General features: G+C 60.2%; 19 protein-coding genes. 8 read left to right on the top strand and 11 right to left on the bottom strand.

Features of this window, described 5'->3' with window-relative positions; genetic code table 11:
- The first annotated feature begins 256 nt into the window (after positions 1–256).
- Positions 257–808 (top strand): hypothetical protein, encoded by a 552-nt coding sequence (locus tag AC1DRE_RS09405; RefSeq protein WP_476984370.1) that lies wholly within the window; start codon positions 257–259, stop codon positions 806–808.
- A 105-nt stretch (positions 809–913) separates the two neighbouring features.
- On the opposite strand, the gene AC1DRE_RS09400 is transcribed toward AC1DRE_RS09405, so the two are convergent.
- Positions 914–1,483 (bottom strand): DUF6919 domain-containing protein, encoded by a 570-nt coding sequence (locus AC1DRE_RS09400; protein WP_476984369.1) that lies wholly within the window; start codon positions 1,481–1,483, stop codon positions 914–916.
- 169 nt (positions 1,484–1,652) lie between these two features.
- Positions 1,653–4,427 (bottom strand): S8 family serine peptidase, encoded by a 2,775-nt coding sequence (locus AC1DRE_RS09395; RefSeq protein WP_476984368.1) that lies wholly within the window; start codon positions 4,425–4,427, stop codon positions 1,653–1,655.
- A 481-nt stretch (positions 4,428–4,908) separates the two neighbouring features.
- Here AC1DRE_RS09395 and AC1DRE_RS09390 point away from each other — a divergent pair, with 481 nt between their 5' ends.
- On the top strand, positions 4,909–6,165 hold the full coding sequence (locus AC1DRE_RS09390; protein WP_476984367.1) for an acyltransferase family protein: 1,257 nt from the start codon (positions 4,909–4,911) through the stop codon (positions 6,163–6,165).
- 483 nt (positions 6,166–6,648) lie between these two features.
- Here AC1DRE_RS09390 and AC1DRE_RS09385 read toward each other — a convergent pair whose 3' ends face one another.
- Positions 6,649–7,464 (bottom strand): MBL fold metallo-hydrolase, encoded by an 816-nt coding sequence (locus AC1DRE_RS09385; protein WP_476984366.1) that lies wholly within the window; start codon positions 7,462–7,464, stop codon positions 6,649–6,651.
- A gap of 313 nt (positions 7,465–7,777) precedes the next feature.
- Here AC1DRE_RS09385 and AC1DRE_RS09380 point away from each other — a divergent pair, with 313 nt between their 5' ends.
- Positions 7,778–8,200: a DUF4386 family protein gene (locus AC1DRE_RS09380; protein ID WP_476984365.1), complete on the top strand. Its 423-nt coding sequence runs from the start codon at positions 7,778–7,780 to the stop codon at positions 8,198–8,200.
- 231 nt (positions 8,201–8,431) lie between these two features.
- Here AC1DRE_RS09380 and rfbA read toward each other — a convergent pair whose 3' ends face one another.
- Entirely contained in the window at positions 8,432–9,328 is an 897-nt protein-coding gene (gene rfbA / locus AC1DRE_RS09375; protein ID WP_476984364.1) for a glucose-1-phosphate thymidylyltransferase RfbA, read from the bottom strand.
- Between the two features lie 763 nt (positions 9,329–10,091).
- Here rfbA and AC1DRE_RS09370 point away from each other — a divergent pair.
- The gene (locus AC1DRE_RS09370; RefSeq protein ID WP_476984363.1) at positions 10,092–11,561 is read left to right on the top strand and encodes an O-antigen ligase family protein; all 1,470 of its coding nucleotides are present in this window, start codon (positions 10,092–10,094) and stop codon (positions 11,559–11,561) included.
- 1,101 nt (positions 11,562–12,662) lie between these two features.
- On the top strand, positions 12,663–14,390 hold the full coding sequence (locus AC1DRE_RS09365) for a hypothetical protein (protein WP_476984362.1): 1,728 nt from the start codon (positions 12,663–12,665) through the stop codon (positions 14,388–14,390).
- Positions 14,391–14,469: 79 nt separating this feature from the next.
- Here the strand turns inward: AC1DRE_RS09365 and AC1DRE_RS09360 are convergent, their stop codons facing one another.
- From AC1DRE_RS09360 to pdhA, 3 genes are read right to left on the bottom strand one after another with little or no spacing between them, the layout of a single operon-like run.
- Positions 14,470–16,005 (bottom strand): dihydrolipoamide acetyltransferase family protein, encoded by a 1,536-nt coding sequence (locus AC1DRE_RS09360; protein ID WP_476984361.1) that lies wholly within the window; start codon positions 16,003–16,005, stop codon positions 14,470–14,472.
- A 4-nt stretch (positions 16,006–16,009) separates the two neighbouring features.
- Positions 16,010–17,122, bottom strand: a complete 1,113-nt coding sequence (locus tag AC1DRE_RS09355; RefSeq protein ID WP_104173215.1) for an alpha-ketoacid dehydrogenase subunit beta — start codon at positions 17,120–17,122, stop codon at positions 16,010–16,012.
- Complete coding sequence (pdhA, locus tag AC1DRE_RS09350; RefSeq protein WP_476984360.1) at positions 17,119–18,369, bottom strand: pyruvate dehydrogenase (acetyl-transferring) E1 component subunit alpha; 1,251 nt, start codon at positions 18,367–18,369, stop codon at positions 17,119–17,121. The genes AC1DRE_RS09355 and pdhA overlap by 4 nt, the downstream gene beginning before the upstream one ends.
- Positions 18,370–18,528: 159 nt before the next feature.
- On the opposite strand from pdhA, the gene AC1DRE_RS09345 reads away from it, so the two are divergent.
- Both AC1DRE_RS09345 and AC1DRE_RS09340 read left to right on the top strand, forming a co-directional pair.
- Complete coding sequence (locus tag AC1DRE_RS09345) at positions 18,529–18,993, top strand: Lrp/AsnC family transcriptional regulator (RefSeq protein WP_104173217.1); 465 nt, start codon at positions 18,529–18,531, stop codon at positions 18,991–18,993.
- 407 nt (positions 18,994–19,400) lie between these two features.
- Positions 19,401–20,882: a tyrosine-protein kinase domain-containing protein gene (locus tag AC1DRE_RS09340; RefSeq protein WP_476984359.1), complete on the top strand. Its 1,482-nt coding sequence runs from the start codon at positions 19,401–19,403 to the stop codon at positions 20,880–20,882.
- 232 nt (positions 20,883–21,114) lie between these two features.
- Here the strand turns inward: AC1DRE_RS09340 and AC1DRE_RS09335 are convergent, their stop codons facing one another.
- A complete protein-coding gene (locus AC1DRE_RS09335) occupies positions 21,115–21,294 on the bottom strand; it encodes a hypothetical protein (protein ID WP_476984358.1) in 180 nt (59 codons plus the stop codon).
- Between the two features lie 98 nt (positions 21,295–21,392).
- On the opposite strand from AC1DRE_RS09335, the gene AC1DRE_RS09330 reads away from it, so the two are divergent.
- On the top strand, positions 21,393–21,614 hold the full coding sequence (locus tag AC1DRE_RS09330) for a transposase (protein ID WP_476984357.1): 222 nt from the start codon (positions 21,393–21,395) through the stop codon (positions 21,612–21,614).
- 843 nt (positions 21,615–22,457) lie between these two features.
- Here the strand turns inward: AC1DRE_RS09330 and AC1DRE_RS09325 are convergent.
- From AC1DRE_RS09325 to AC1DRE_RS09315, 3 genes are all read right to left on the bottom strand, one after another.
- Positions 22,458–23,159 carry a nitroreductase family protein gene (locus tag AC1DRE_RS09325; RefSeq protein WP_476984568.1) on the bottom strand — a complete coding sequence of 234 codons (702 nt, stop codon included), beginning with the start codon at positions 23,157–23,159 and terminating at the stop codon, positions 22,458–22,460.
- Between the two features lie 434 nt (positions 23,160–23,593).
- A complete protein-coding gene (locus tag AC1DRE_RS09320; protein WP_476984356.1) occupies positions 23,594–24,562 on the bottom strand; it encodes an MATE family efflux transporter in 969 nt (322 codons plus the stop codon).
- A gap of 339 nt (positions 24,563–24,901) precedes the next feature.
- The gene (locus AC1DRE_RS09315; protein ID WP_476984355.1) at positions 24,902–26,140 is read right to left on the bottom strand and encodes a polysaccharide pyruvyl transferase family protein; all 1,239 of its coding nucleotides are present in this window, start codon (positions 26,138–26,140) and stop codon (positions 24,902–24,904) included.
- Positions 26,141–26,172: the final 32 nt, after the last annotated feature.

Raw genomic sequence — 26,172 nt, 5'->3', positions numbered from 1 at the left:
ATTCCACAGTCAAAAACACAGGCCAAAATACCCCTGTTTTTATCTTTGCGCAGCGTCTAGCGCACTTTTTGGCGGGAGGAGCATACTAATACCGCCGCCCAAATCGATGGATGTTTTTCGCTATCCGGGCGGCTCATTCACCGGCAGTGCCCGTCGGGCCGGCCGGCATCCTGGCGAGGGTGGGACACCTTGTTCCCACGCTTCGCATCCCTTACCGAAAGAACAAATCTCGGGTCTCAGAGGGTTGGAAAAGAAAATGATGTCTCGCACCAAAACAGGAATGATGTCCATGGTTGCCGCTGCCGTTCTGGCAGTGGGACTTGCCCCGGGCGCCGCCGTTGCACACGAGGGCTCGGGCGGAGGTTCAGGGCACAACGGCTCGGACAAGAGTGACGACTGGAAGAAGGATTCCGAGCAGCGCCGGCTGGTGAAGACCCTCCGGAATGTCACTGACGACTACCGCTGGCTGGATAACGCAATTGCGGATGGCTACGAGAAGGCCAGCGAATGCGTGGAGAAGGCCGGCACCGGCGCCATGGGATTCCACTACCTGAAGAAGGACCTGCTGGACGACAAGACGCAGGCCCGCAAGCCGGAGGTGCTCGTGTACATGCCCAACGAGCGCGGACGGATGAAGCTGGTGGCCGTCGAATTCCTGTCAACAGCAACGGAGCGGCCCGAGATCGCCGGCCTGGACTTCGAAGACGGCCCGTTCCCGGGCACGTTTGCCCTGCACGCCTGGGTGTGGAAGGACAATCCGGACGGCATGTTCGCCGCTTACAACCCTGCACACAGCTGCCCTAAGTAACGGCCCCACACATCGGCAGTGAAAGGCCGCAGGTGAAGGTTGGCCGCACCGGCGGAACCCGCGGATCTGCCGGATGCTGCCAACCTTCACAACGTCTGGCAGGCCTCAGGCCCTGGCGGTGATCAGGGCCTTCTGCAGCAGCGGAACCAGCTTGGAGTTCCGGCCCCAGACAGGATCAAAGATCTGCAGCTCCCAGCACTCGGCCAGCGATTTGGCGAGTGTCTCGTTGACCCAGTCCGTGTAGGTTTCGTGGGCGTAGGAGGGCCCGCCGGAACTTCCCAGCCACGTGAATTCCCTGGACCCCTCCAGGGCCACGCAGATCTGCCCGTTGCCGGTTTCGCCCGGAGGGAACACCAGCACCACCAGGTCGGTTTCCACCAGGACCGCTGAAATGACGGCTGCGGACTGTTCCGTGCAGCGGCCGCTCACAAACGCGCGCTGCATGTTGCCGCCGGCCATGCCCGTTCCGGGCTGCGAATCATCCGTGAGGAAGCCGAGCCGGTTGATCGCGGCCAGGGCCTCGCTCATCGGTCCGTTCTCTCCGGCGTACTGCGGCGCCGTGTAACCGGGCACATAGCTGAGGGATCCCTCGAGCCATCGTGCCGTCAGTTCACAAGCGCCTTCGAGCGTGGTGCAGTTGCGCCACGCATCCTCGTCAGGGACACCTTCAAACATGGGCTGTCTCCTTACGTTCCCCAGTTGTCACAAGCAGAATGTATCACTGCTCACATGCGTTGTGCTCTGTCACTTACGTAACAAGCGTGTGAACGGGCCGGCACGCCGGTGGGCGCGTAGTGCACCCCGCAGCGGCCCCCGGCACCGAGCCGGCGGCTCTACGGAGCGGCTAGTGCTTCGCCGCGTAGCGGTACATAAAAGCGGCCATCTGGTCCCGGAGGATGGATGCGCCTGGCCGGAAGGTGCGTGTGGTGGCGGATTCCGCCCAGCCGTTGCTGATGCCGTTCTTGGCCAGCCACGAAATCTCCTTGTAGAAACCATGGTCCGTGGGAATGTCCACAAACGGCGACTGGGTTTCGGGTACGTAGTCGGGTTTACCGGCGTGGCGGTAGATGAAGGCTGCCATCTGGTCGCGGTTGACCGTGGCGCCCGGCCGGAAGGTCCTGGTGCCATCCGGTTCGTTCCAGCCCGTGCTGATTTGCTTCCACTCGAGCCAGGAGATCTCCCTGTAGAAGGCATGGTCGGTCGGGATGTCGGCGAACGGCGAGACAGCAGGCGGAACAAAGTCCGGCTTGCCGGCCAGCCGGTACAGGAAAGCGGCCATCTGGTCCCGGTTCACTGGCTCCGCGGACCGGAACGTCCGCGTCCCGTCCGGCTCGGCCCACCCCTGGGTAATCTCATCGGTTGCCAGCCAGTTGATCTCCAGCGCAAAGGCCGAACCGTCGGTGATGTCGCGGAACACTGAAGAGTCGAACGTGTGGCTCCACCAGGTAATTTGCCCCTCTATCAGGGCATAGCCCGCAGTGGCCTGGGCCACCAATCCTATGTTGCCGGCACCCGGGTAGGTCCCGGCGGCGACCACGGTGCCCGCCATCACGTACTCCACCCCTTCGGAGGCGGGCACGGTGTAGGTGTCGTTCGGGGTCCCGATTCTGTCGGTGAACTGAACAGGCGCAGGAATTACGCCTGTGGTCACCACGGCCGTTTCTGCGCTGGTCCGTTCGGCCGGCGTGTACCCGGCCTTCGTGCCGTTGATACGGACAGATAGCGCCTTGCCTTTGTCGTCCGCCGTAGGTGTGTACGTGCTGGCGACCGCGCCGGGAATCGCGGTGCCGGACCGGAGCCACTGGTAGGACAGGGCCACTGGCGCCGGATACCAGTCCCCTGCGTAGGCCGTCAGGCGGCCGCCGACGATGGCCTGCCCCGAGATGTCGACGTGATCCGGCGCGATGACCAAAGCCGCCACCGGTGCCGTCGGAGCGGAAGTGAACGTTACGCTTTTCCCGAAGAACCGGCTGCCGGTGACGGTGACCGTGAGGTTGGTCCCGGCGTCGTCCGGTTGTATGAAGTAGCTCGATGCCTGCGCTCCCTGAAGCGGGGTGCCGTTCCGGTTCCACTGGTAGGACAAGCTGATGTCGCTGGGGGTCCAGTTGCGGACCTCGGCGTAAAGGTTGTATGCGACGGCGGCCTGTCCACTGATGGTGGGGGTGCTTCCGGTGATCTCCCGGTCGGGCTTGAAAGTGAGTGCCGCCGCCGCGTTCACCACGCCGCTTCCGCAGCCTTTGGCACATTCGGATGCGTTGTTCCACGCCGTGTCCTTGAGTCGCATTTCCACACCGGCTGGGGTGATCTGGTCTCCCAGCCGGGACACCAGGAGGGCGGCAAGTCCGGAGGCGTGCGGGGCGGCCATGGAGGTCCCCTCCGAATACGCGTAGGTTTCGGCGGAAGGCGCCTGGGTGCCCTGGTTGAACAGCACCACAATTCCGTCCTGCGGGGCTTGGGCCATGCTGCCGCCCGGCGCCGCCACATCAACGGCCGTGCCGAAGTTCGAGTAGGGTGCCAGCCAGCCGTAACGGTCCGTTGCCGCCACGGAGATGACGCGCTGGCAGTTGGAAGGACTGGTGTCCCTGGCCGGCCGGCTCTCGTTTCCGGCCGCGACCACCACGGCAGCTCCGCTGTTGTAGGCGAAATCGACGGCGTTCTGGAAGGTCGCCGAACAGGGAACGGTGGCGCCGAGGCTAAGGTTGATGACCCGGGCGGGCGTGGGGTTGGCGGGCAGGCCCGCGACACTTCCGCCGGCGGCCCAGATGATGCCGTCCGAAATGTCGGACAGGTAACCGCCGCACGGGCCCAGGGCGCGGACCGGAAGGATCTTGGCCTCCGGCGCCACTCCGGCGATGCCGTTGGCGTTGTTGGCCGTTGCGGCGATGATGCCTGCCACCTGGGTGCCGTGCCACGAGGACGGGCTGGCCGGGCGGCCGTCCCCGCACGCGCCGGCCGCGGTCCAGTCACCTTCGTCGCGCGCGTTCGCGTCGCGGCCGTCGGAATCTCGAGAATAGGCGGGGTCGGACATCATGTCGTAGCCGGGGAGGACGTTGGCGTTCAGTTCCGAGTGGCTGGTGATGCCGGTGTCCACCACGGCCACCACCGCGCCGGCGCCCTTGCTGACGTCCCAGGCGGCGGGCAGGTGGATTGAGCCCCATCCATCGGCGTGGAGGCCCCATTGCTGCGGGTAGTACGGATCGTTTGGAGTTGCCGCCGTGGCGTACATCCGGATGTCCGGTTCGGCGTGCTCGACGGCGGGATCCCCCCTCAGCGCTGCCAGCGCCTTCTCGGTTTCACCGGCATCCAGCGTGCGCTCGGCCCGCAGGACGCGGGCACCTGAGGCTGTCCCGCGGACGTCGGTCACGGTGACACCCGCGTTCCGGGCAACTTTGCTGAGGGACTCTGTCCGCATCGGAGATCCCGCAGTGGCCTTATCTTTGAACTTCACAATGAACTGGTCGGTAGCGGTTCCGGGACTGCCGGCGGCCGCCGGTGCAACCGGAAGCACCGGCGCGCCGTCGGCGGCTGCCGGGAGTGAAACCACAGAGCCGCAGACCAGTGCCAGAACACCGGGTATCAGTAAGCGGGCGGACAGACGGGTGCGCAGGGCATGAGACATCGCGAAATCCTAGGGGCCAGGCGTCGACCCCCCAGGAGCCGGACCGCGGGAAATAGAGACCGCGATATCCGCGTCAAGCATGAGTGTAACAACGACTTTAGAAATTGCCAGAGCTTGATGTCATCAGTTTCTAGTGGTGCGCTGTGTACATCCGTCGCGTGTTTATATACCGGATTTCCTAATTGCTGATAAAGGGGCTGCATGCTCCATCGCATAGGACACGAGATCGTTGTCGAGCCAGCCTTCATACGGTTCAACAACGAATGTGCATTTCTCCATGGAGCCTAAAGCGTTGGCCGCACTGGCAACCGCGGCCTGGTCGGCAGGAATGCCCTGCGCGAGCCTGTGCCAAGTAGGGCTTCAACATGTTCCATCTGAAGAGTCCCTATGCTGAAGCATGGGCTCCCAGTGGGTGGTGGGACTTGCGCCCGCGGTCGTCACGAGTCACACTCCCCAGGGGCGCGCGGATAAGCTGTGCACCATGACGCAGAAATATGATTTGGGGGCGGCGCCATCTTGGGGGCAACGTCTTATCGGCATCGAAGGCCTTCGCGGCCTCGCAGCGGCGATGGTAATCATCACCCACACCAACCAACGAATGGCTCCAGACGCAGGACCTGACTGGCTCGGAACCGTCGCCAACCTGGGCGGACAGGGACTGACCTTATTCTTCGCACTTTCCGGCTTCTTGCTGTACCGGCCCTTCGCCAGTGCGATGGTCAACGGAACCAGCTTCCCTGAACTCCGGCGCTACTTCAACAATCGTGCGCTACGCATTTTTCCCGGCTACGTTGCTATATTCCTCATCGTGGCCCTCGTCGCCGGGGTGGCATACCTGCGTCCCGCGGAGCTCGGCGAAGTTTCAGTAGCCGGAGATCAGCCTGTCGGCTACATGACTGACCCACTGCTGCTAATCAGTAATGCCCTCATGTTGCAGACCCTAATTCCTACCGCCATCAAAACGGGCATCCCCGTTGCTTGGTCGCTCACGGTTGAACTGGTCTTCTACATCGTGATGCCGCTTATGGCCTTGATCGCGTTCAAGCTCATCGGACGAGCACGCAAGTCCCCCGTGCTGTGGGCGTCACTGCCCATAGCCGCTATGCTCGTCATCGGGCTAGCCGGGAAGTTCTGGTACGCACTCATAACCAACCCGGCTAACCGAGCCGAGGAGTACTACCTCGAATGGGGCGGAAACTGGACAGCCGTGCTGGCCAGGAGCTTCCTGTATCACGCGGACCTCTTCGCGTACGGCATGATTGCCGCCCTGGTCCTTTGCCTTTACAAGAGCGGAACGATCACACCTGAGACGCTCCAGCGATACCGCTGGGCTGCCCTCGCTGCCGGCGTTGTCTGCGTACCAATCGCGTGGAAGTTCGGCTACTCCAACTCCGGGTTCGCCGTACTATCCGGGGCCGTGATCCTCTTCGTCTCCACACCGAACGTGCGCAACCAGCCGGGGCAGCTCTCAGGAATTCTCGAAGCCCGTCCGTTCAAAATTGCTGGGACCATCTCGTACAGCGCGTACTTGTGGCACATGCCGGTCATCCTGCTGCTGCAGAAGTTTGGCCTGGCGCTCCCCGACACAATCCCCGGCTGGATCGGGAACACCCTCATTGTTCTGGCCATCACGGCACTTCTTTCCGCCGTCACGTACAAGTTCATCGAGAAGCCGCCGATGGCCTTCAAGAAGCGCACTGACTCTGCCAGGCGACGAGCGGTTCCAGTTCCTGTCTAGGGCGGATGGTAGCCCGAAGCCTTGGCTACTTAATCAGTGCAAGCGTGACAACCAGAAAAGTGCAGCCAGCCAGAACGACTAACCCGCCGAATTGGATGTACGGCCACCACGGCGCCTTGGACATGGGCAATTTCTCGTAACGGTTATATCTGCTCACGCTTCACTTCTACACGCCGGTCCTGAGTGGCACCTGACTATGACTAAACGTTGTGGCTCATAGGACCGGGCGGGGCCACTTTCAGGAAGGTTGGTCGACAACCAACTTTGCCTGGGCCATGAGGTCCTCGTGGGTCCGGGCACGTCCAAGCATGACAACTAGGCGTCAGCGCGGATCTGTCGCGCCACACCCATTGAACCTCTTGCACCTGTTAAGCTAGCTCGCCGCCGGCGTGATGAACCCCGCTCGTTTGGCAGGGACCTGTTGGCAGCACGCCGGAAACCGGCTGTCCGCGAGCAACGCGAATGTCGAGCGGCAGCGAAATCCTAGTGGTGCGCGCGGGTCTCCTGCAGGCGTTTGATGAACCAGCGGGACTGCTCCGGCCCGTACGGCAGCACAGGGATCGCCTTGGTGGCGTCGCTCGGGGTGTCACGGATGGACTGAATGGCCTGGCGGACGGCGGTGGTCATGGTGTTGGCCATGGTCTTCACGAACTGGTCGCTGCAGGGTTCGCCGTGGCCCGGGATGAGGAATTCGTAGCGGTGCCGCAACGCGGACAGGTGCCGCAGGGCGTCGGCCCATTCCTCCGGGAAGGCGTCCTCGAAGGACGGGTGCGAGCCCTGTTCCACCAGGTCGCCGGCGTACAGGGTGGTGGACGTGCCCACCAGCAGGTCGCCGTCAGTGTGGCCGCGGCCCAGGTAGAACAGCGTCACGGTCTGGCCGCCGAGGTCCACCAGGACAGGCTGGTCCTTCACGATCGCGTTGGGGACCACGAGTTCGGCGTCGGCGCCTTCGCCGGCGGCCATTTCGGGTTCCAGGGCGGCGACCATGCGGCGCTGCCGGTCCCCGTTTTCCTCAATCTCGCGCGCACAGTTCTCGTGGGAATAGAACTCGGTGACGCCGTCGTCCGCGAAGACGGCGTTGCCGAAAAAGTGGTCGTAGTGTGCGTGGGTGTTGACCACTACAAGCGGCAGCTGGGTCTTTTCACGCACGGCGGCGAGGATCTCCCGGCCCTGCCGCGGTCCCCCGCCAGTGTCGATCACCATGGCGCGTTCGGCGCCGATTATGAGTCCGGTGTTGAGCTTCGAGCCTTCGGTGGTCAGCACATGGTTGCCTTGGCCGACCTCCATCCATCGCGACATTCTGTTCTCCGTATTCATGCGTTTCGGCGATCCTAGGCCTCGATTCTACCCACGCCTTGCTGGTGGAAGCTTGATGGAAGGCACGCGGCGGCGGACCAAAACAGCGGTCATCGTCTTGGTCGGCGCGGGCCTGTGCCGTACCTCAGTTGTCCGGCCGAGCAAGCGGAGGTGCCCGCATGGAATCCGGAACGTCCCTGGAGCGGATGGTGTTTTTCAGCGACGCCGTATTGCCCTGCTGCTCAGCCTCGTCTCAACCGTCGGCATACTGGCTGCGCTGGTGCAGTTCCTCGGGCTGATCCGCTAGCCGTTCCCGGTGCCGTATCTGGCCCGGGTGGCGGCAGAGCCGGACGCTTCCGATGCTCGGAAGGAGGCGGTGAACGTTGTCTTCCAGGCGTTCAACCGGTACCTGGGGGTGGCTGTGGGCGAACATCTCGGCTACCCGTTCACGGGAACGTGGAGCGTCTTGGTCGGGGCCGCAATCATGCAGAGCGACGAAGTACCGGCGTGGCTGGGCGTAGCGGGGATTGCGGTGGATGCGGTGCTGGCACTCTGCTCGCTGGAGTTCGTTGGGCCATTCGAGCTCGACGGCTGGAAAGTGGCCGCTGCTCTGACGCCAGTTACCTACATTGCCTGGTCGCTGTGGCGACGGCAACGGGCGTGGCAATGTTGCTGTGACCTTGCCGCACACCTTTTGTTCCACAGCGGTAACCCCCGGGAAACCCAAACCTGCTTATGATCTGGCTATGGCTACTAAACAGCACAAGACTTTCTGCGCCCCCTGCGGCGCCACGACGAACCATGTCACATCCTATGGGTCACCCGACGGCGGAACCGGCATGTCGGTGATTAGCGTCAGGTGTGCGGAGCACTCTGACTTGTATTCCTAGCGCGGGTTCTGCGCACCTGCGCGATGCATTAGGTCGCCGTATCCCCCATTGTCGAAACGTTGAATCGCCCTAACGAGGACCTATTTCAGCACAGCAACCCTCGCAGCAGGTTGGACCGATTCCAGAAGCTCTAGTAGATAGGCGCCATAGCCGCTTTTGACTAGTGGCTCGGCGCGGGCGCGAAGCTCGTTGTCGGAGAGGAACCCAACACGCCATGCGATTTCTTCGGGCGATCCGACTTTCAGCCCTTGTCGGCTTTCGACGGTTCTGATGAAGTTTGATGCGTCATTGAGGTCGTCGAAGGTGCCAGTATCGAGCCACGCAGTCCCGCGCGGCAGTACTTCCACCTGCAGCTTTCCTCGCTCAAGGTAGGTCTTGTTTACGTCAGTTATCTCGAGTTCACCGCGAGCTGACGGCCGAAGATTTCGCGCAATTTCCACGACGTCGTTGTCGTAAAAGTAGAGACCCGGCACCGCGAAGTGACTCTTCGGATTCTTGGGTTTTTCTTCTAGGGAAATCGCGCGTCCGGCTTGATCAAACTCCACGACGCCGTAGGCTCGGGGATTTTGCACCCAATATCCGAACACTGCGCCCCCGTCTATATTAGCGAAGCGGCGAAGCTGAGTTCCCATACCTTGACCGTAAAAGATGTTGTCGCCCAACACCAGTGCAACTGAATCGCTGCCGATGTGATCCGACCCCAAGGTGAAGGCCTGCGCCAACCCGTCGGGAGACGGCTGTTCCACGTAACTCAGGTTCACCCCAAATTGTGATCCGTCGCCCAAGAGCCTTTGGAACTGCTCAGCATCGTGCGGTGTAGTGACAATCAGAATGTCCTGGATGCCCGCAAGAATGAGCGTTGAAAGGGGGTAATAGATCATCGGTTTGTCGTATACCGGAACAAGCTGTTTGCTGATGCCGAAAGTAATTGGATGCAGTCGCGAACCAGTTCCCCCAGCCAATATGATTCCTCGCATGTGACAGATCATTTCGTGTTCGCAACATTTCCGCAAACCCGTACGGATATGCGTCATTCTGCACATTGCTGCGATCCACGCGAAGCAACTGCATTGTCCAGTTCCGTTCGGCAGGGCGCCAGCCCGCCGAACGGCGTTCACCGTGGAACAGATCCCCCCATATCCGTTGCGTTTCAACGATTGTCCGGCGCCGAATTGCCAGGGTGGCCCGAATTCAGGCAGCAACTACGGGGCCACTATCGCCGGCGACTGTTGGAAACGATCCGCCTCAAGCACGCTCTCAAGCCATATGGTTCATCCCAGTACCGGCGCCCGCGTCCCGACAATCTGTTCTTGGACAATGCCGACTGAGTAACCGGTCGAGGGCAATCCGATACGTCGGGGCCTAATGCCACCCGACCGACTAGCCGCGACAGGTGGCTCCTCTGAAGTGCCGGGTCCGGGCACGCTCTCCAGGCCGGTGTTGGCTCGACCAACGAATGCTCGCGCGCAAGGGCTACAGCAGAGCATTCACAAAGCAGGCGCGGAACTTGAAGCGCCAGGCCGTATCAGGCTCTCGCAGTAGTCGCGGGTCCTTGGCGGGTTGCTCCGACGGCGCGATCCCAAGCCAGCGACATCGATCCCCATTGGACGTGTGGCATGACGGCAGCCGCACTAGTTCAGGGCATGACATAACACTAACCACTTCATGCGAGCGGGTTAGGGTTATGTCATGCAGCGCTCAAACAGGCCTCTGACCAAGCGGCCAGCAGAACATTCGTCAATGGCGGACATATTCCCATTCGCGATGCTTGTGCTGTCGGTCACTGGGATCGTAATAGCTGCTGAGGTGGGCAGCACAATCGTACTTCTTGGCGTTACTGGTCTAGCCGTTGTCATGATGCTGGGCGTTCTGGCACCAAGTCTCGGCATGAAGAGGCCTGATATCTCAATCTTCCTCATAGTGCCGACCGTCATTTCGGCATCACAGAACGTTTACCTGTCGTTCGTGGCAGAATACGTCGACGGCGCCGAGCTGCAGTTGGTCGTCATCGTGAACTTCATTTACTCGGCGGCCCTTTACATAGTCCTGCTGTCGAAGGAGGACCCTTCGGCCGACCCGGCACGAACCCAGCTCTACCGCAAGGTGACCTTCTACCTAGCCGTCCTCATGGGCTACGGATTGCTGACGGTCGTTTTATTCCGGACAGAGCCCATGGCTGCACTCGCATCTGCCCGGAACATCATGGCTCCTCTCCTGTTCTTCCTTGTCGGCATTCATGCCAGCCGACTAGCACGACTTCACAGCTACCTCCGATACCTGGTGTGGCTCGGCGTGCTTGCGGTTGGCTTCGGCTTCTTGGAGGCCAATACGCCTGGGTTCTGGCAATCCATCGGGCTTCCGACTCTTTGGGAGAACAAGGGCATCCCAGTGAGTCCCGGAACCGGGCTGCCCCCTAACTTCTACGCCTCCGAGCAGATCGACGGACAGTTCATTCGCCGCATGGTCGGGCCGTTCGCTGACCCGGTCAACTTCGGGACATTCCTTTTTTCAGTATTTATGGCCGCGTGGTTCCTAAAAAGTCGAATTGCAGTTCTGCTGGTAATAGTCGCGTCAGGGCTGGCTGTCAGCAAAGGCGCACTCCTCGGCATGCTTGTCTGGTTCGCTTTTTGGACCCGATACTTTGCGTCTCGGACCATCCATTTCATAGCGATTATCATGGCCGCCGGCGCCGGACTATCCTTCTACGTCTTCACACTGGACAGCTCCACAGGCTCGACAACCGCACACGTGAACGGGTTCCTGGCCGCATTCGTGGAGCTTCCCGCACACCCACTTGGTCGCGGCATGGGCGGCACGGGTGTGCTCGCCGGCCTGTTCTCCGAGGGCGCTGAGTCAACGTCGGCAATCACGGAGAGTGGAATCGGAATGATTCTCGGGCAACTCGGGGTAGTGGGACTCGTGACATACGTGGCGTTCTTCGTCGTCCTCGCCAAGTACACCCGACGCATACGGGACCGGCGACACAAGCTCCTGGCCGCAGGAATCCTCGGCGGGTTTATCCTGAACGCAGCCTTTAACGAAGTCGCGCTCAGCCCGAACTCATCCGGAACCTACTTCATCATCCTGGGCCTCGTCATAGGCTCGGACCTGATCGGCCGCGAGGCCATCGTGAAGGAAACCGCCAAAGCCGGACCAGGACGACCGCGAATCGCCGCCACTGGGAACGTATGGCGAACAGGCCGGCAGTAGAGAAACAGTAGATCCGCAAAGTCCTGTCAACCCGAGATATGCGGCACCGCGGGCGGATTTCGATATCCTGTAAACCAGTGCGGAATAGAAACCACTAACAGGGAAGCTTTGCTGCGGCCGCGAGCGGGCCGACATGAAGCCAACTAGCCCCGCACAGTGCATTGCGTCTTTGTCGCCCGTTATATGCCCTTCTGAGCATTGCACGATATGGCGTCTGGACGCCCATTTAAAACAGGTGTCAATTGTCGCCCGACTTTGGAAATATGGCGCGAACCGCAACGCTGAAGCCCACCGCCGGCAGCAGGACGAGGGCTCCGACGATAGACGCGCTGGTCAAGCACAAGTCCCGGAACGTGTGTCTTTCTGGCTGCCTGGGCTCCCATCCGCCGCCATTCATCAGGTAGATCATGTGTCGACGGTACAGACTTGGTGGGCCGTGGGCACGAGTATCAGATACTTGTTTCTCGAACCCATAACACTTGCCTCTATGGTTTCATTACACCGGCCCTCTTGCGGGGTTTATCTAGCTGCGGGAGCACCTGCTAGGTCGTGGCCGGGGAAGCCTGGGTCTAGGCAAGGCCACACTCGGAAGATGCCGAGTGTGGCCTAATCCGCTTCACAGGGACCTGATGGGCCACGAAGCCATCGTTGAACCGCCTACGCGGATCCTAGCTTTTTATATGCGGTCCAAGTATTTGGAATTCCTCCTTAAGAAACAACTGAGTACAAATCGATTTTAACTAAGTACTCGAAAATAAATAAACACGTAGTCGCCACCGTGGTTTATGAAATTGAAAGGAAATAGCTTTCTGAGGACGACGATTCATGAGTTTGGGAGGCTCAAGATGTTGACCTTTACAACAATGACCCCTTTGCGACGCTGCGATGACTAGCGAGATGGGGGAGAGGAAGCAGTCCGCCGCTGAAGTCACTGCAGGGTTCAGGCGCCGCGGGCTCCTGCGCCTTGGAACACTAGTAACGGCGCTCACAGGAGCTTCAGCAATCTCAGCTCTGAGCACAAACGCTGCCCAAGCTGCCCCAGGTGACAAGAACCCACCTACCGCATACGTTCCCACTGCGGAAAAGGGTGTGGCGTCCGGTGTGGCTACGCTGGACATCGAATCGAAGATCCCGACTGCCCAACTTCCAGACCTGTCTAAGATTTATGGCCCAAAAGCAGAGCTCATGCAGGCGGCATTCGCCGCGGGCAGTAACGGCGAACGCTACGTACAGTTCGGTTTACCTCAGCACGAAGACGGTACAACCTACAAATACCCATCCCAAATTGACTTCGGCACCGTAACTCCTCCGCCACCGGCGCTTGCGCCGGCGAGCAAGGGGTTCGATATTGTTGCCCACTGGTACAACGACTTCGGTTTGGATTCCGCCGCGCTCGCGGCCGCAGAGACGAACGGATGGTACGGCTGGTACGACTGGCGGTGGAACAAAACCTCGAACACAGGTGATGGAGTTACGAGCTTTGGTTATGACGCAGCCCGCCACCCCATCCAAGGTTTCTACAAGGGCGATAACCCCAACGTTCTCGGTTGGCAGTGTCTATGGATGGCCGAGGCCGGTGTCAATGTAGTGAGCATCACGCAGGCGCCCGGCTTCACGACTTCGGGGTGGGCATCCCCCAGTAGCGTCAACCACTGGGTTTACCAGTTGTTCAACAACACGCCTAACTTTGATGCCCTTCAATACATGTTGTGGCTGAAGTCCAAAGGGACCACAGGAGAAATCGAAGCTCAGAACGATGAAGTGGTGGCGGCCTACGCCGACTATCCTGGCGCCTACTCTTACAGCGAAGACGGCAAGACCTACGCCGTCGTCTACATATGGGACTTGGAGGCGACCCGAGGAGTCTATGACAACTTCGTTGGACACACACGCACTGTTGCATACCTCAAAGCTCTAGCCGCAAAATTTAGGACGATCGGCTATGACGGGATGCTGGTCATGGCACGAAACGGTGGAGTCGTTACGGCCACCGCCGGCATACAGCAGGACCTCCGACTTGGGGGTGTTCTAGCTGTCTCGTCGGAATACGGCGCCAGGTACGGGACCGATGCCAGCTACGGGAACTCCTACTCAAACTACGCTGCCAATGTGGTTTTCCCGACCGCAGGCATCGTCAATGTTGTCACCTCTGCAAATTCGGCTTACCCTCACCCTTCCGCTTGGAGACTCTCCGGCACCACCCCTGCGCTCTTCAAGACGGTGCTGCGCAAGGCTGTCAGCCACATCATCCGTAACAAGATGCGCCGCATCGTGACGATATACAACGTGTCTGAATGGGCCGAAGGCGGTCCCGGACTCCTTCCCAACAAGCAAGACGGGTTCGGCTATCTCGACGCGATCCGTACGTTACCAGTTGCGCCTCTGCCGCGGAGCACAACTTCACGGCCTGGAACGATCCTTGGGGTGACCACCTATCGGCCAGATAGTGACGTCATATTCGGCGCAACGGGGGCTTCACTGCAGGATGCCAACGCCGCAAGCCTTTCGGTAACCTTTCTCGCTCCCGAAAGTGGCAGTGTTCGAGTGTCGTTGTCTGGGGTCGGTTTCTCATCCACCGCTGACGAATCCGTACGGGTGTACTGGGCCCTCCGCGAGGGGAGTACTGACATCGCTGCCTCAACCACCCTTATCACCACCGGAACGGTCAGGCGAAGGTGCTGTGCGGAGATTCCGGTCACCGGCCTTACGCCGAAGCAGTCCTACACCTATAAGTGGACAATGAGAGCAGGCGCCTCATTACAGACCGTTGCCTTGGCACAGGGCCAAAACTTTGGAGCCTCGTCCATGGTCGTTACGGCTACTGACTAAGCGGTGGGACGCGATTTGGGGGTGCCCCTCACTAAAGCCAACAACATACTGAGCGCCGCACCAACTTAATTCAGCACTCTCAGATGTCAGCCAGCACGGACCCCGGATTCTCCATCGAGTCAGCTACATAGCGGAGGAATCCTCCGGCCGTTCCGCCATCGCACACCCGATGGTCGAACGTCAGTGTCAGCTCGGTAACCTTACGGACGGCCAGCTCGCCGTTGACCACCCAAGGTTTGTCGATGATCCGCCCAACGCCAAGAATCCCCACTTCAGGGTGGTTGATGATCGCTGCTGAGCCATCCACTCCGAAGACCCCGTAGTTGTTGAGTGTAAAGGTGCCACTGCCCAGCTCGGACGGTGTCGCCTTGCCCTCGCGTACGACCGCGGTGAGCCTGCGGATTTCGGCGTCCAGTTCACGGGCACTCATCTTGTCCGCGTTGCGCACTGACGGCACCATCAGTCCGCGGTCTGTCTGTGCTGCGAAGCCCAGGTTGACGCCGTCGAAGGCGACGATCTCCTGGCTCTCCCCGCCCGCGGCGTCCTCCGTGGTGACAATCCGGGTGTTCAGTGCCGGGTACTTCTTCAACCCGGCCGTCACAAACCGCGCGATGAATGCCAGGAGGCCTGGAGTATTGTGCGGGTCCGCCTTCTTCAGTGCTGCCCGCATCTCCACGAGGGCCGTGGCATCAACGTCGACCCACACCGTGGCTTCCGGGATCTCGGAGCGGCTGCGGGTCATGTTCGCGGCGACAGCCTTGCGAACGCCCCGGACCGGCGTTCGTGCTGTGATGCCGAGGCCTGTGCGGGAGTCGGTCTCCGCGCCCGTTCGGACGGGCCCAGCCACAGAGCGCGTCTCAGCCGTCGGGCGTCGGGTTTCGCCAGGCTCGACCACCGGATGGGGCTCATCCAACCTGCGCGGCTGTACCGCCGGGGCGGGAGCGATCGCCGCCTCGACATCCTTGCGCAGGATCAGCCCGCTGGCACCCGACCCTTGGAGTCCCCCCAAATCAACTCCATGGTCGCGGGCCATCCTGCGGACCAGCGGCGAAATCACCGCGCCGAGTTTGCCCGGCACTCGGGTGCGCAAAAGAAGGAGATCGTCGGCTGCCTTCTCCGCACTTGTGATTTCGACAGGCTCAATTGCCGGGCGGTCAGGCTCAATCACCGATGCCGCGGTCGAGGATTTCCGGGGGCGGGTGCGCCCGGTGACGCCGTGTCCACCTGGTGTTCCATATCCGATGAGGACGTTGCCGGATCCGGCTTTTTCCTCTTCCCGGTATGCTTCCGCCGCGGCCGAGGCGGCAGGCTCGGTTTCGGCAGGTTCAACCGCCGGAGCCTTGGGTTCGGACGGCTCAGCCACCGGGGAGCCGGTGGGTGTGACCGAGATCAGGGGCTTCCCGACGTCGAGGGTCTGGCCAGGCTCGCCGTGAAGCACGGCAACGGTCCCGGCGTACGGGGACGGGACCTCCACCATGGACTTCGCGGTCTCAACCTCGGCGATGGGCTGGTCGACGCGGATTTCGTCGCCCACGGCCACGAGCCAGTTCACGAGCTCGGCTTCGGTGAGGCCTTCGCCCAGGTCCGGCAGCAGGAATACTTTCGTTTCGCTCATCTGATCAGTCTTCCCACTGGAGGTCGTCAACGGCGTCGAGGATGCGGTCCACGCCGGGCAGGTAATAGTGCTCAAGCTTCGGCGCCGGGTACGGCACGTCGAAGCCGGTGACGCGGCGAATGGGCGCGGCAAGGTAGTGGAAGCAGCGCTCCTGGACCCTTGCCACGATCTCCGAAGACACCGATGCGAAGCCATGGGCTTCGGCGATTACCACGGCACGGCCGGTCTTGCGGACCGACGCGCAGACGGTCTCATCGTCGAACGGCACGATGGAACGGACGTCGATGACTTCCAGCGAGCGGCCCTCCTCTGCTGCCGCGGCAGCGGCGGCCAGGGCGGTGGGCACGGACGGACCGTAGGCGATCAGCGTGGCATCGGTACCGGGGCGGGCGACGGCGGCGCGGCCTTCGGAGGAAGTCCCCCGCTCGGCGTTCGCGGCGTGCTCGGCGCGGAGTCCTTCAAGGTCCACCAGGTCCTTGGACCAGTAGAGCTTCTTGGGCTCCATGAACATCACCGGGTCATCGGAGTCGATGGCTTCTCGGAGCATGCGGTAGCCGTCGGCGACCGTGGCCGGGGTGAAGACCTTCAGGCCCGCGGTGTGGGCGTAGTAGGACTCGGACGAATCGCAGTGGTGCTCCACTCCCCCGATGCCGCCGGCGTACGGGACACGGATGACGATGGGCAGCTTGACCGCACCCTTGGTGCGGTTGTGCATCTTGGCCACGTGGCTGACGATCTGTTCGAAGGCCGGGTAGGCGAAAGCATCGAACTGCATCTCGATCACCGGACGCATGCCGTTCATGGCCATTCCCACGGCCATGCCGACGATGCCGGACTCAGCCAAAGGTGTGTCGAAGCAGCGGGACTCACCGAACGTCTTGGTGAGGCCGTCCGTGATCCTGAAGACGCCGCCAAGCATTCCGACATCCTCGCCGAACACCAGCACGGAGGAGTCGGCGTGCATGGCGTCGGCCATGGCGGTGTTCAGTGCCTTGGCAAGGGTGATGGTCTGCGGGCCGGTCGATTCGGCGGTGGCGGCTGCCTTGGCGGCGGCGCGGGCTGTTGCCGCACTCACGTTGCCGTTGACCTCGGAGGAGGTGGTGACCGTGGGGCTCATTTTGCGGCCTCCGTATCGGATGTTGCACCGGCGCTGGCGTCGCGGGCCAGTTCGTCGGCAAGCATGGCGGACTGTTCCACTAGCTGCGGAGTGGGGGTGGAGAAGACGTAGCGGAAAAGGTCCTGCGGATCGACCGGGACGTCCTCACCCAGGCCTTCGCGAAGCTGCGTGGCAACTTGTTCCGCTTTCTCGGCGATCCGGGCGGCGCCGTCGTCGTCCAGCAGTCCGCGGTCTGTCAGGTACTTCTGCATCCGCTTCAGCGGATCCCTGGCCACCCACTGGGCCACCTCGCTGTCCTGGCGGTAGCGGGTGGCGTCATCGGCGTTGGTGTGGGCCTGCATGCGGTAGGTGTGGGCCTCCACCAGGAGCGGGCCGGACCCTTCGCGGGCCAGTTTGACTGCGCGGCCGAGCACGGCGAGGAGGGCGACGACGTCGTTGCCGTCCACACGTTCGCCGGCCATGCCGTAGCCGACCGCCTTGTGGGCGAGCGACGGCGCCACGGACTGGTGGGCGAGCGGAACAGAGATGGCGTACTGGTTGTTCTGCACGAAGAAGACGACAGGCAGGTGGAAAACGGCCGCGAAGTTCAGGGCCTCGTGGAAGTCGCCCTCGCTGGTGGCGCCGTCGCCGCACATGGCCAGGACCACGGTGTCTTCGCCGCGGAGCTTCGCGGCGTGGGCGACCCCCACGGCGTGGAGCAGCTGGGTGGTCAGCGGCGTGCACTGGATGCCCACCTTGTGCTTGACGGGGTCGTAGCCGCTGTGCCAGTCGCCGCGGAACAGTGTCATGGTCTGGACCGGGTCCACGCCGCGGGCCATCACGGCCACGGAGTCGCGGTACGTCGGGAAGATCCAGTCACCGTCGGAAAGGCAGAGGGCGGCTGCCACCTGGCACGCCTCCTGGCCATGGCTGGAGGGGTAGACAGCCATGCGGCCCTGACGGACCAGAGCGGAGTTCTGGTCATTGACTCGGCGGCCAACAACGAGTTGCTCATAGGCAGCCAGCAGTTCGGCGTCACCGGGCAGGGAGTATTCGTGGCCTGGCTGGGCGCCCTGCTCGGTGTGGGGGTTCAGGGTGCCGTCCTGGTCCACCATCTGGATCTGGTGGCGGGCCGGCAGCATGTAGTCCTCCACCGTGATGCCGAACTTGCGCACAGCCTCGGCTGCGGCGTCTTCGGTCACGTGGTTCCCGGCCGGCTGGTCCGGCGAGTGCTGCCCGAGGGCAGTCTGATCCGCGGAGATCGTCATTGGTCCGTCCTTCTGTAGCCACTATTCGTTTCCAGTATCGTCCTGAGGGAACTTTCGTATCCAGTCCCGCGGGAAATCGTGGAGAAGTATGGAATTTTGGCCTAGTCTGAAAGACGAATCGTAAGTGTGAGCTGCGTTACCGGCGGGAGTTGTGGACAAATGGCAGGGACCGAAGGGGACCAGGTGGCAGTGCCGCTGGATGACGTGGACCGGAACATCATCGCGGAGCTGACGCGGGACGGGCGGATGTCCGTCACTCAGGTTGCGGAGAACGTGCACATCTCACGTGCGCACGCATATACACGGATCGCACGGCTGACCGGTGAGGGGGTGCTGACCAAGTTCACGGCCCTCGTTGACCCTATTAAGGCCGGGCTCAAATCCTCCGCGTACGTGACGCTGAAGGTAAGGCAGCATTCGTGGCGCGAACTGCGCGAACTCCTCAGGGCCATCCCGGAGGTGCACCACATTGCCCTGGTGGGCGGGGACTTTGACGTCATCCTGCTGGTGCGGGCAGTAGACAACGTGGACCTGCGCAGAGTGATCTTCGACCAACTGCAGTCCATGCCGGGGGTGTTGGACACGCAGACGTTCCTGGTGTTTGAGGATGTTGATACGCGGTAGGTGAGCTACTTCAGTAACGCATGTCCAATGGCCCCTGTTGGGCTGAATTCAGACCAGGCGTGCCAGATTCGTATCTCGCGGGCAATAAGTGGCAGTTAGCCCAACATAATTCAGGCACCGACCAGCAAGCGCACTGATGCACTGCGATGAGCCCCTCTGGTAAAGAGCCCGATTCGGATCCGATTCTCCTGGATCGAGGGACCGAGAAACCTGCCGCTCGCCGTCCCACCCATTCAGACCAGTTGACTCGAGGACTGCTGCCGCGCCGTGGGCCTGGTTACCGTCACAGTTGGACGGCAGACCGAATAGATACTGAGGGCCGGTACAATTGCTTTGACCGCACGAATATTGCCGTTCTGGGGGCAGGCCGTCCGGCTGTCCCCCAATCGACACAGGGGGACCCCAGTTTGGACTTACGCGATTACTTGCGCATCCTGCGACGCAACTGGATTTTGATAGTGGCCAGTACGCTGTTGGGTTTGATGGCGGGAGGTGCGGTTACTCTACTTACACAGCCGACCTACACGGCCCAGACGCGGCTCTTTGTTGCACTTCTGAATTCCGGTTCAGTTCAAGAGTTGCAGCAGGGGAATACGTTTAGTCAGTCCCGTGTCCTGTCATATGTGAAAACAGTCGATTCACCGGCCGTCCTGCAGCCGGTCATCGATTCCCTGGGCCTCGACATAACGGCCGCCGACCTAGGCAAGAAATTGCGTGCGACATCCGAACCCAACACAGTTCTGATAAGCATTTCCGTAACTGACCGTTCCCCCGCGCAGGCAGCGGCGATTGCCGAAGCCGTCGGAAATAGTCTCATCAGCACGGTGGACCGGCTTGAGAAGCCTAGAACTGACGGGCCGTCCCCGATTAAGCTGTCCGTCATCACCCCGGCTTCCGCTCCGGTGGCACCTTCCGCGCCGACTCCCAGTCTCAACATACTCATTGGATTGATTGCTGGTCTCGTCGGAGGCGTTAGCGTTGCTCTTCTTCGTTCCACGCTTGACACAAGAATTCGAGGAGAGATTGACCTCCGCCTCGTGAGCAATTCTCCCCTCCTCGGGGCGATCACGTTCGATGCCGACGCCACGAAGAAGCCTCTATTGACACAGGCAGCAGCTCAAAGCCCCCGCGCAGAGTCGTTCAGGCAATTGCGAACCAATCTTCAATTCGCAAATGTATCCGGGCAGGCAAAGACCGTTCTTGTTACGTCGTCCGTTCCCGGAGAGGGCAAGAGCACGACAGCAACAAATCTGGCTATAGCTCTAGCCGAAGCAGGACAGGCTGTCTGCATCATTGATGCCGGCCTTCGGCGTCCAATGATCAGCGAGTACCTCGGTCTAGATCGAAACGCGGGGCTGACAACGGCCTTGGTGGGCGCGGCGGACGTTGACGATCTCTTACAGCCGTGGGGCAACAATAACCTGTTCGCCCTGACGTCGGGCCAGGTTCCGCCCAACCCCAGTGAGCTGTTAGGTTCGGAAGAAATGCGGCAACTCCTCGCTCGCCTTGAGCAGGTCTTTGACACGATTGTCATAGACGCCCCGCCCCTGTTGCCAGTGACGGATGCGGCAGTTCTGTCTCAGCACGTAGGAGGTGTCGTGCTCGTTGTAGGTTCCCAGAAACTTAGACGCCAAGACCTTCAGAAATCATTGGATGCCCTAGAACTCGTCGGGGCAAAGTTGATGGGGATCGTCCTGAATCGCTTGCCCGCCAAGGGCCCGGATGCATACTCGTATGAATATTACTCGCGCGAAGAAGAACCAGCACGGGTTCAACGCGACGCTGGATTCGATGTCCAGTCTCTGGACTCATCGGAATTCGACGCCACGATCTTCAGTGATGCGCGAAATCCAGCCAAGGCCTTTCCCGATACCCGTTCGAAGCGCTAAACGATATGAGCGCGGTGGGCTGGCCTACCACGCTCATATCTCTCATAGGTCGATAGACGTTGCACGCTCCGCCAAGTGGTGTTTCGCGGCTGGTTAGCGACTAGCCCTAAGGCGACTCCACCCGACTGATTCTAAAGGACCTCTTCGGCGGAAAAGCAAGAATGACAATAGTACGGAGCAATGGCGCGGGCGTCCGGTAAACAGTCATGTCAAGGCCCTTACACTCTCCGCGCTAGGCGGCGTGGACAGGCGTGGTGGTCACCAGGGGCACATTCCCGGCCAGCGAAACGGGAAAAATGCGGCGGAGTGGATCCGTCGCCGCACTCAGTTTGGTAAAGCGGCTCTTCACGGGAACGCAGCCCACCGACTGCTGGAGGTCTTTGCCGCCGATGACGCGACCGGCAAGCTCCAAGCCAGCCGTATGGAAGGTCAAGGAACAGCTCAGGGTTCTGCTGCGCACCAATTCCCTCGCCAAATGCCGCCGCCGCGAAAGAGGAATTCAAGGTGCTCGTGGACGCCGCAGCACGGCCGGAGACGAACAAGCTCTACCGCACCATTTGCAGGTGGTGGAACGAGATCGAAGTCCTCATCGTCACCGGCGCCACGACATGCAAGGTCGAGGCAAACAACACCGGCATCAAACACATCAAACGCACCGCACGCGGCTATCGCAACCCCGGCAATTACAAATCGATTATTCTCATGAGAAGTGCCCTCCGGACGGCGGCATGACACTCATCCAGGGAATCCCGCTCCCCATGAACCTTGAAGAACCGGCAAAGCCCACTGTGCTCGAGCAACGGGCTCCTTCAGAGCAAGGCTGACGGGCCTTTTCAAAGTGAGCACTTCTCCATTTACCGAAAATAGGCGACCCATGCGTTGATCCCGCCATGCCAACGTGGATTCGGCGTTCTCGATCACGACCGTTCTCACTCCTAAGCACAGCCACGACGGAGCTCGTTCGTCCCCAGGCTAGCGGGTTCGGAGAAAGACTTCTGAGCTTCCCAGCCGCCCGGCGCTCGATCTACACTCAGCGACCGGGCGCATGCAACGCAGTCAGCTACCTCGTTGTGGACCTGTCATCGGGAATCGGCTCATGCCCTTCACTAACACCTCTCCAGATGATGGCGGTGACGGTCGAAAACAGACTGGCCAGGCAGGAGGGCCCTGTGGCCGCCGCTGTCGCACGGGCCGAGGCGAGAGATGGCTCATGTCTGCCGAAATCCAGGGTGGGACGGCGGTAATGCGGCGATCATCCTCGCCTCGTACCTGCACCACGGCTGCGTTCATCCGGGAAACTTTCGGCGGCGCGAGCACCCTCCTCCCCTGACGAAAGAGCCTGCAGCGGCTAAGCATCCACTGCGACCCACAAATTCAGCCAGGACTGGACGTCCTCGCCGCAATCGAATCCTCACCCACGGTCATCATCCGCATCTACAACCTGGGGCCAACAACGGGGGGCGTGCCCCACCGGAAAGGAGCTACCCCAAGTTCTTCGTTCCTAGACACATCATCCGCCTAGTAAAGATGCCCCTGGCCTTACTCTCCTCGGAGAGGATCCGTAGCCTCGTGACACTACTCGTGGATGTTCAAGATTTCATCAATGCCTCTTCGTGGTGACCGGGCAATTCGATACTCAGCTGGCGCATACCCGATGGCGACAAGCATAATAATGTCATTCGACCCGTGAATTCCACCGGATTTGCGAAGGGCATCCGACTGCGCATTCGACATGGACCAATTAAGCATGCAGGTGTCAACGCCAAGTCCGTGCAACGCCATTACGAAATTCATGGCGAAGAGCCCGCCATCTACCCAGCGCTGGTTTCGTTCATTGTGGCCGGCGAAAAGCCTTCGGTCGACTGTAATCACGGCAACTTGCGGGACGAGATCCGTGAACCCGCGGTTCCCGTTCTGGTGACGCAATATTTCGCGGGCTTTTTCCCCGCTGAACACGTGCGCCTGCCAAGATTGACGGTTGCACACTGATGGCGTAGTTCCAGCCAATTTCGCTGCATTCTGCAAGGTTTCAAGGGGCACGCGTCGCGTAGTGTCGAAGTTCCGCACACTTCTTCTAGTCCCGTAAAAATTCGTGAGCAACTCGGGCTCTATAAGCGCGTGGGCCTCGCGAACAACGACAGGGCTCACGATGTCGTCGATGGACTCGCCATCATGCCATTGTTCCAACGCCTCAAGCGCACTAGTCGCGTGTGCAATGTAGTGGGAATCGGAGCCCGTAGAACGAGCATGTGGGATCAGCGTCGACAACCTTGACATTACTTCCGTCCCAAACCTCGGTTTCGGAGCATTCAGGGCCAAGCCCTTTTCGACGCGGTGGTAGTCCTTTGTCAACTGGCATTCCAATTGGCGACCTTGAAGTTTCGTGGACGCCCGTGAGTCGGTCGGCGCGCAGTCCGCCAAGTAACGTTGAGCATCAGTCCGAAACTCACGCCAAGCCTGGACCTTATCGCGTCCACTGCGGAGCACACTGGCAAGCGGCTTAGGGATCAGATCAACAGACGAACGCACAGAAAAAAACGACGCCATAGAGCGTACACTTCCCTTCAAATCGGAGTGAGTGAGCGCTTTTGCCCCACTTCCAGAATATCCTATGAATTTGTGGGAGTAGTTTTTTGGCTACTGAACTACGTTGACCGATGTGTAGCCCCGATAGATTCGAAAACTCCTCAGATCAGTCTCGAACAAACTCCCTAGCGACCAATATTCTTGACATTCGACGCGAGAGTGACATCAGCAGGAATGGAGACTGACTCTTTCCTCAGCCAAGATCCAACCCAGCAAGTCGCCCAAATGGTCCTAGATACTTCACCAAGCACTAACCCAAGCTGGCTGCCAGCCACTCCGGAACTCAGGGACAGCAGTATTACACCCCCAGCTGCTATGGGGAGGACTACGATCTTGCCTAGCAACGTCGTCCTTACCCGTCCTGCTGACTTTAGGATCAGGTTTGGCCCCGCAGCCAGTCCGGCAGCCGCTGTGGCGAGCGCTACATAAGGAAATACGTCGGAAGCTCCTTGTGCCGAGTCGCCGAGAAAGACTGCCAAGACGTCTAACGGCAGGAGTTCCACAACAGGAATCCACACGACAGTAACGAGTACGGAGCTCGCGGACATCAATATCCCCAAGTTGCGAACTGACCGAAACTGCCTTTTCGCGATGAGTCGGTTAGATTCTGCGGCTAAGGCCAATATCACTCCGCGGGTAAGCAGCAGAATCGGTAGGACCAGCATTGAGGCAGCCCGTATCTGGCCGGCAGCCACTGCACCGAGCAGCAACGCGATGAAATAGACGGCGCCCGTGGAGACTACGTTAGTCAAGAGAAAATCACCAGCGAAAAACTTGGGCTGCCCCCCGGCTACCGCTATCCATTCTTTGGCGTTCGCGAAGCTCAACCTTGTTTTCAGCAGAAATAGTCCGACGAACGCGGAAAACCATGCCGCGGCACCCCAGGCGCAAACAAACCACAGCAAATCGCCGAGAAAAGATGCGAGAACTAGGAAGCCGATGGTTGCAGCCAGCGCTGACGCGTCAAGCAGGCTTGCATGCCCAGTCCGCCCATGTGCCATCAAAACGAACCTGACGTTGTCTTGGAGCACAAGTCCAATGAGCGCAGCAGCCACGACCATCCATAAAGCTGAACTCATGACCATACCGATCATCAGTGTCACCAGCGCCGCAGATAACCCAAGAACCGCGCTAGCGCTCAAACATGCTGAGGTCGCAAGCGACTGCTGCTCCCCGGTAGCCGATGAATGCCTAAATACGAGAACCTCGGAGGTGAGCGCGCGAATGAGTCCCGTGACAAAAAAAGCGGATGTAAGCGCCAGTGAAAATACACCATAGTCTACTGCGCTAACGGACCTCGCGGTAAAGATCGTAAGTGCCAAGCTGATTGAACTCGCGAAGACTTGAGAGGACATGCCCCACAGAATCCGTTTGACTCGACTGAACTTAGTCATAACCGAGTCATTCTGGGGTCCGTTTCATCGAATGACAATTCAATCGCGACTGAGGGCATCGAAGTTCCTTTTCGAGGAGATCAGTATTTCCGGCAGAGCGTTTGAGATATTAGAACAAATATTGGGGCGATCCCTTTCGATTGTTCTCAACAAATCGATGCACTGCGCGCCCACTCCAATCTTCGGAGCAACACAGAAGCTCTCAAGGTTTACCAACGCGTAAAGGCCTTCGACCTTGCCCTGGGTGCCAAAAGTTATGGTGGGCACGGCTGCGGAAAGCGCAATAACAGCCAAATGCATGCGCCCTGTTACCACAACGTCGACCTGCGAGACCACCGCTTTGACTTGCCCCGGCTCTAGCAAGTAGTCGACTCTGTGGATGTTTTCATCGGTCTTCGGCCAAGAGCTCATCAAAGCTGCAATGGCCTTCGAATCATCGTCACCGGACCTAATCACGTGCGGAAGTAGCAAGACACTATAGTTGGACGACGTCAAATATTCGACAATTTCCGAATAATCTTCAGATAGATCAATATTCCTTGAAATTAATCCACTAACATTCAGAATCGCAATTCGACGTCCAGAATCCTTACGGTCTTTTATCCAAGCGTTAAGGCTTGGAACATCTTGGTGAACATCCAACGAGAAGACGGTATCCGCTACGAGATGCGCGTTTGTGATTCCGTCCAGCTTCAATCGGTCAAGGCTCTTTGGGTCCCGGGCGTAGATTCGTGCCCCATGATTCAGCCTTCGCATGGCGGACTTTGCGCTACGTCCAGCATTAGGGGACCAACTGAACCCGAGAATCCGCGAATCCACGCCCATCATCAGCGCGCAGTTGATGGAACTCATACGGGCAACTGACTGTTCAGGGCTGTAAACGCCGTCCATGATGTCGGCGCCAATAACCGAATAGCTCCGCGCACCCTTAAGTAGGCGGATCAGCCCACGCGTCGCGCTAAGCCTCACCACAGGGAATCCGTTCACAAGATTCGGAATCTCGTGGACGGTTACCCTACTGACTTGTTCCTCGGGAACCTTTAGGCTCCTCGCGTCGGAAGTGATAATTGCCAGCGGTCCGTCGGCATTCTGTATGAACGACTCCAGCATTGCCTGGTCCCCGATGTTTCCTCCGCCCGTTGCGGCTAGTAGAACATGGTGACCGCCGCGGCTCAATTGCGCCCTTCGAGCCATCAACGCGAGGAGGACGTCGAGTCTCCAAACAACCTCTAGGTAAAAGTAGGACGCCCTGAGCGTCCTAACGATCTTTCGAATCAAAGTAATCTCCTGCGTTTTTCGCTTGGCTGCTC

It is taken from the genome of Arthrobacter sp. P4_H3, from assembly GCF_056400885.1.
Note: the sequence above shows the minus strand (reverse complement) of the source record. Positions and strands in the feature narration are given on the sequence as shown.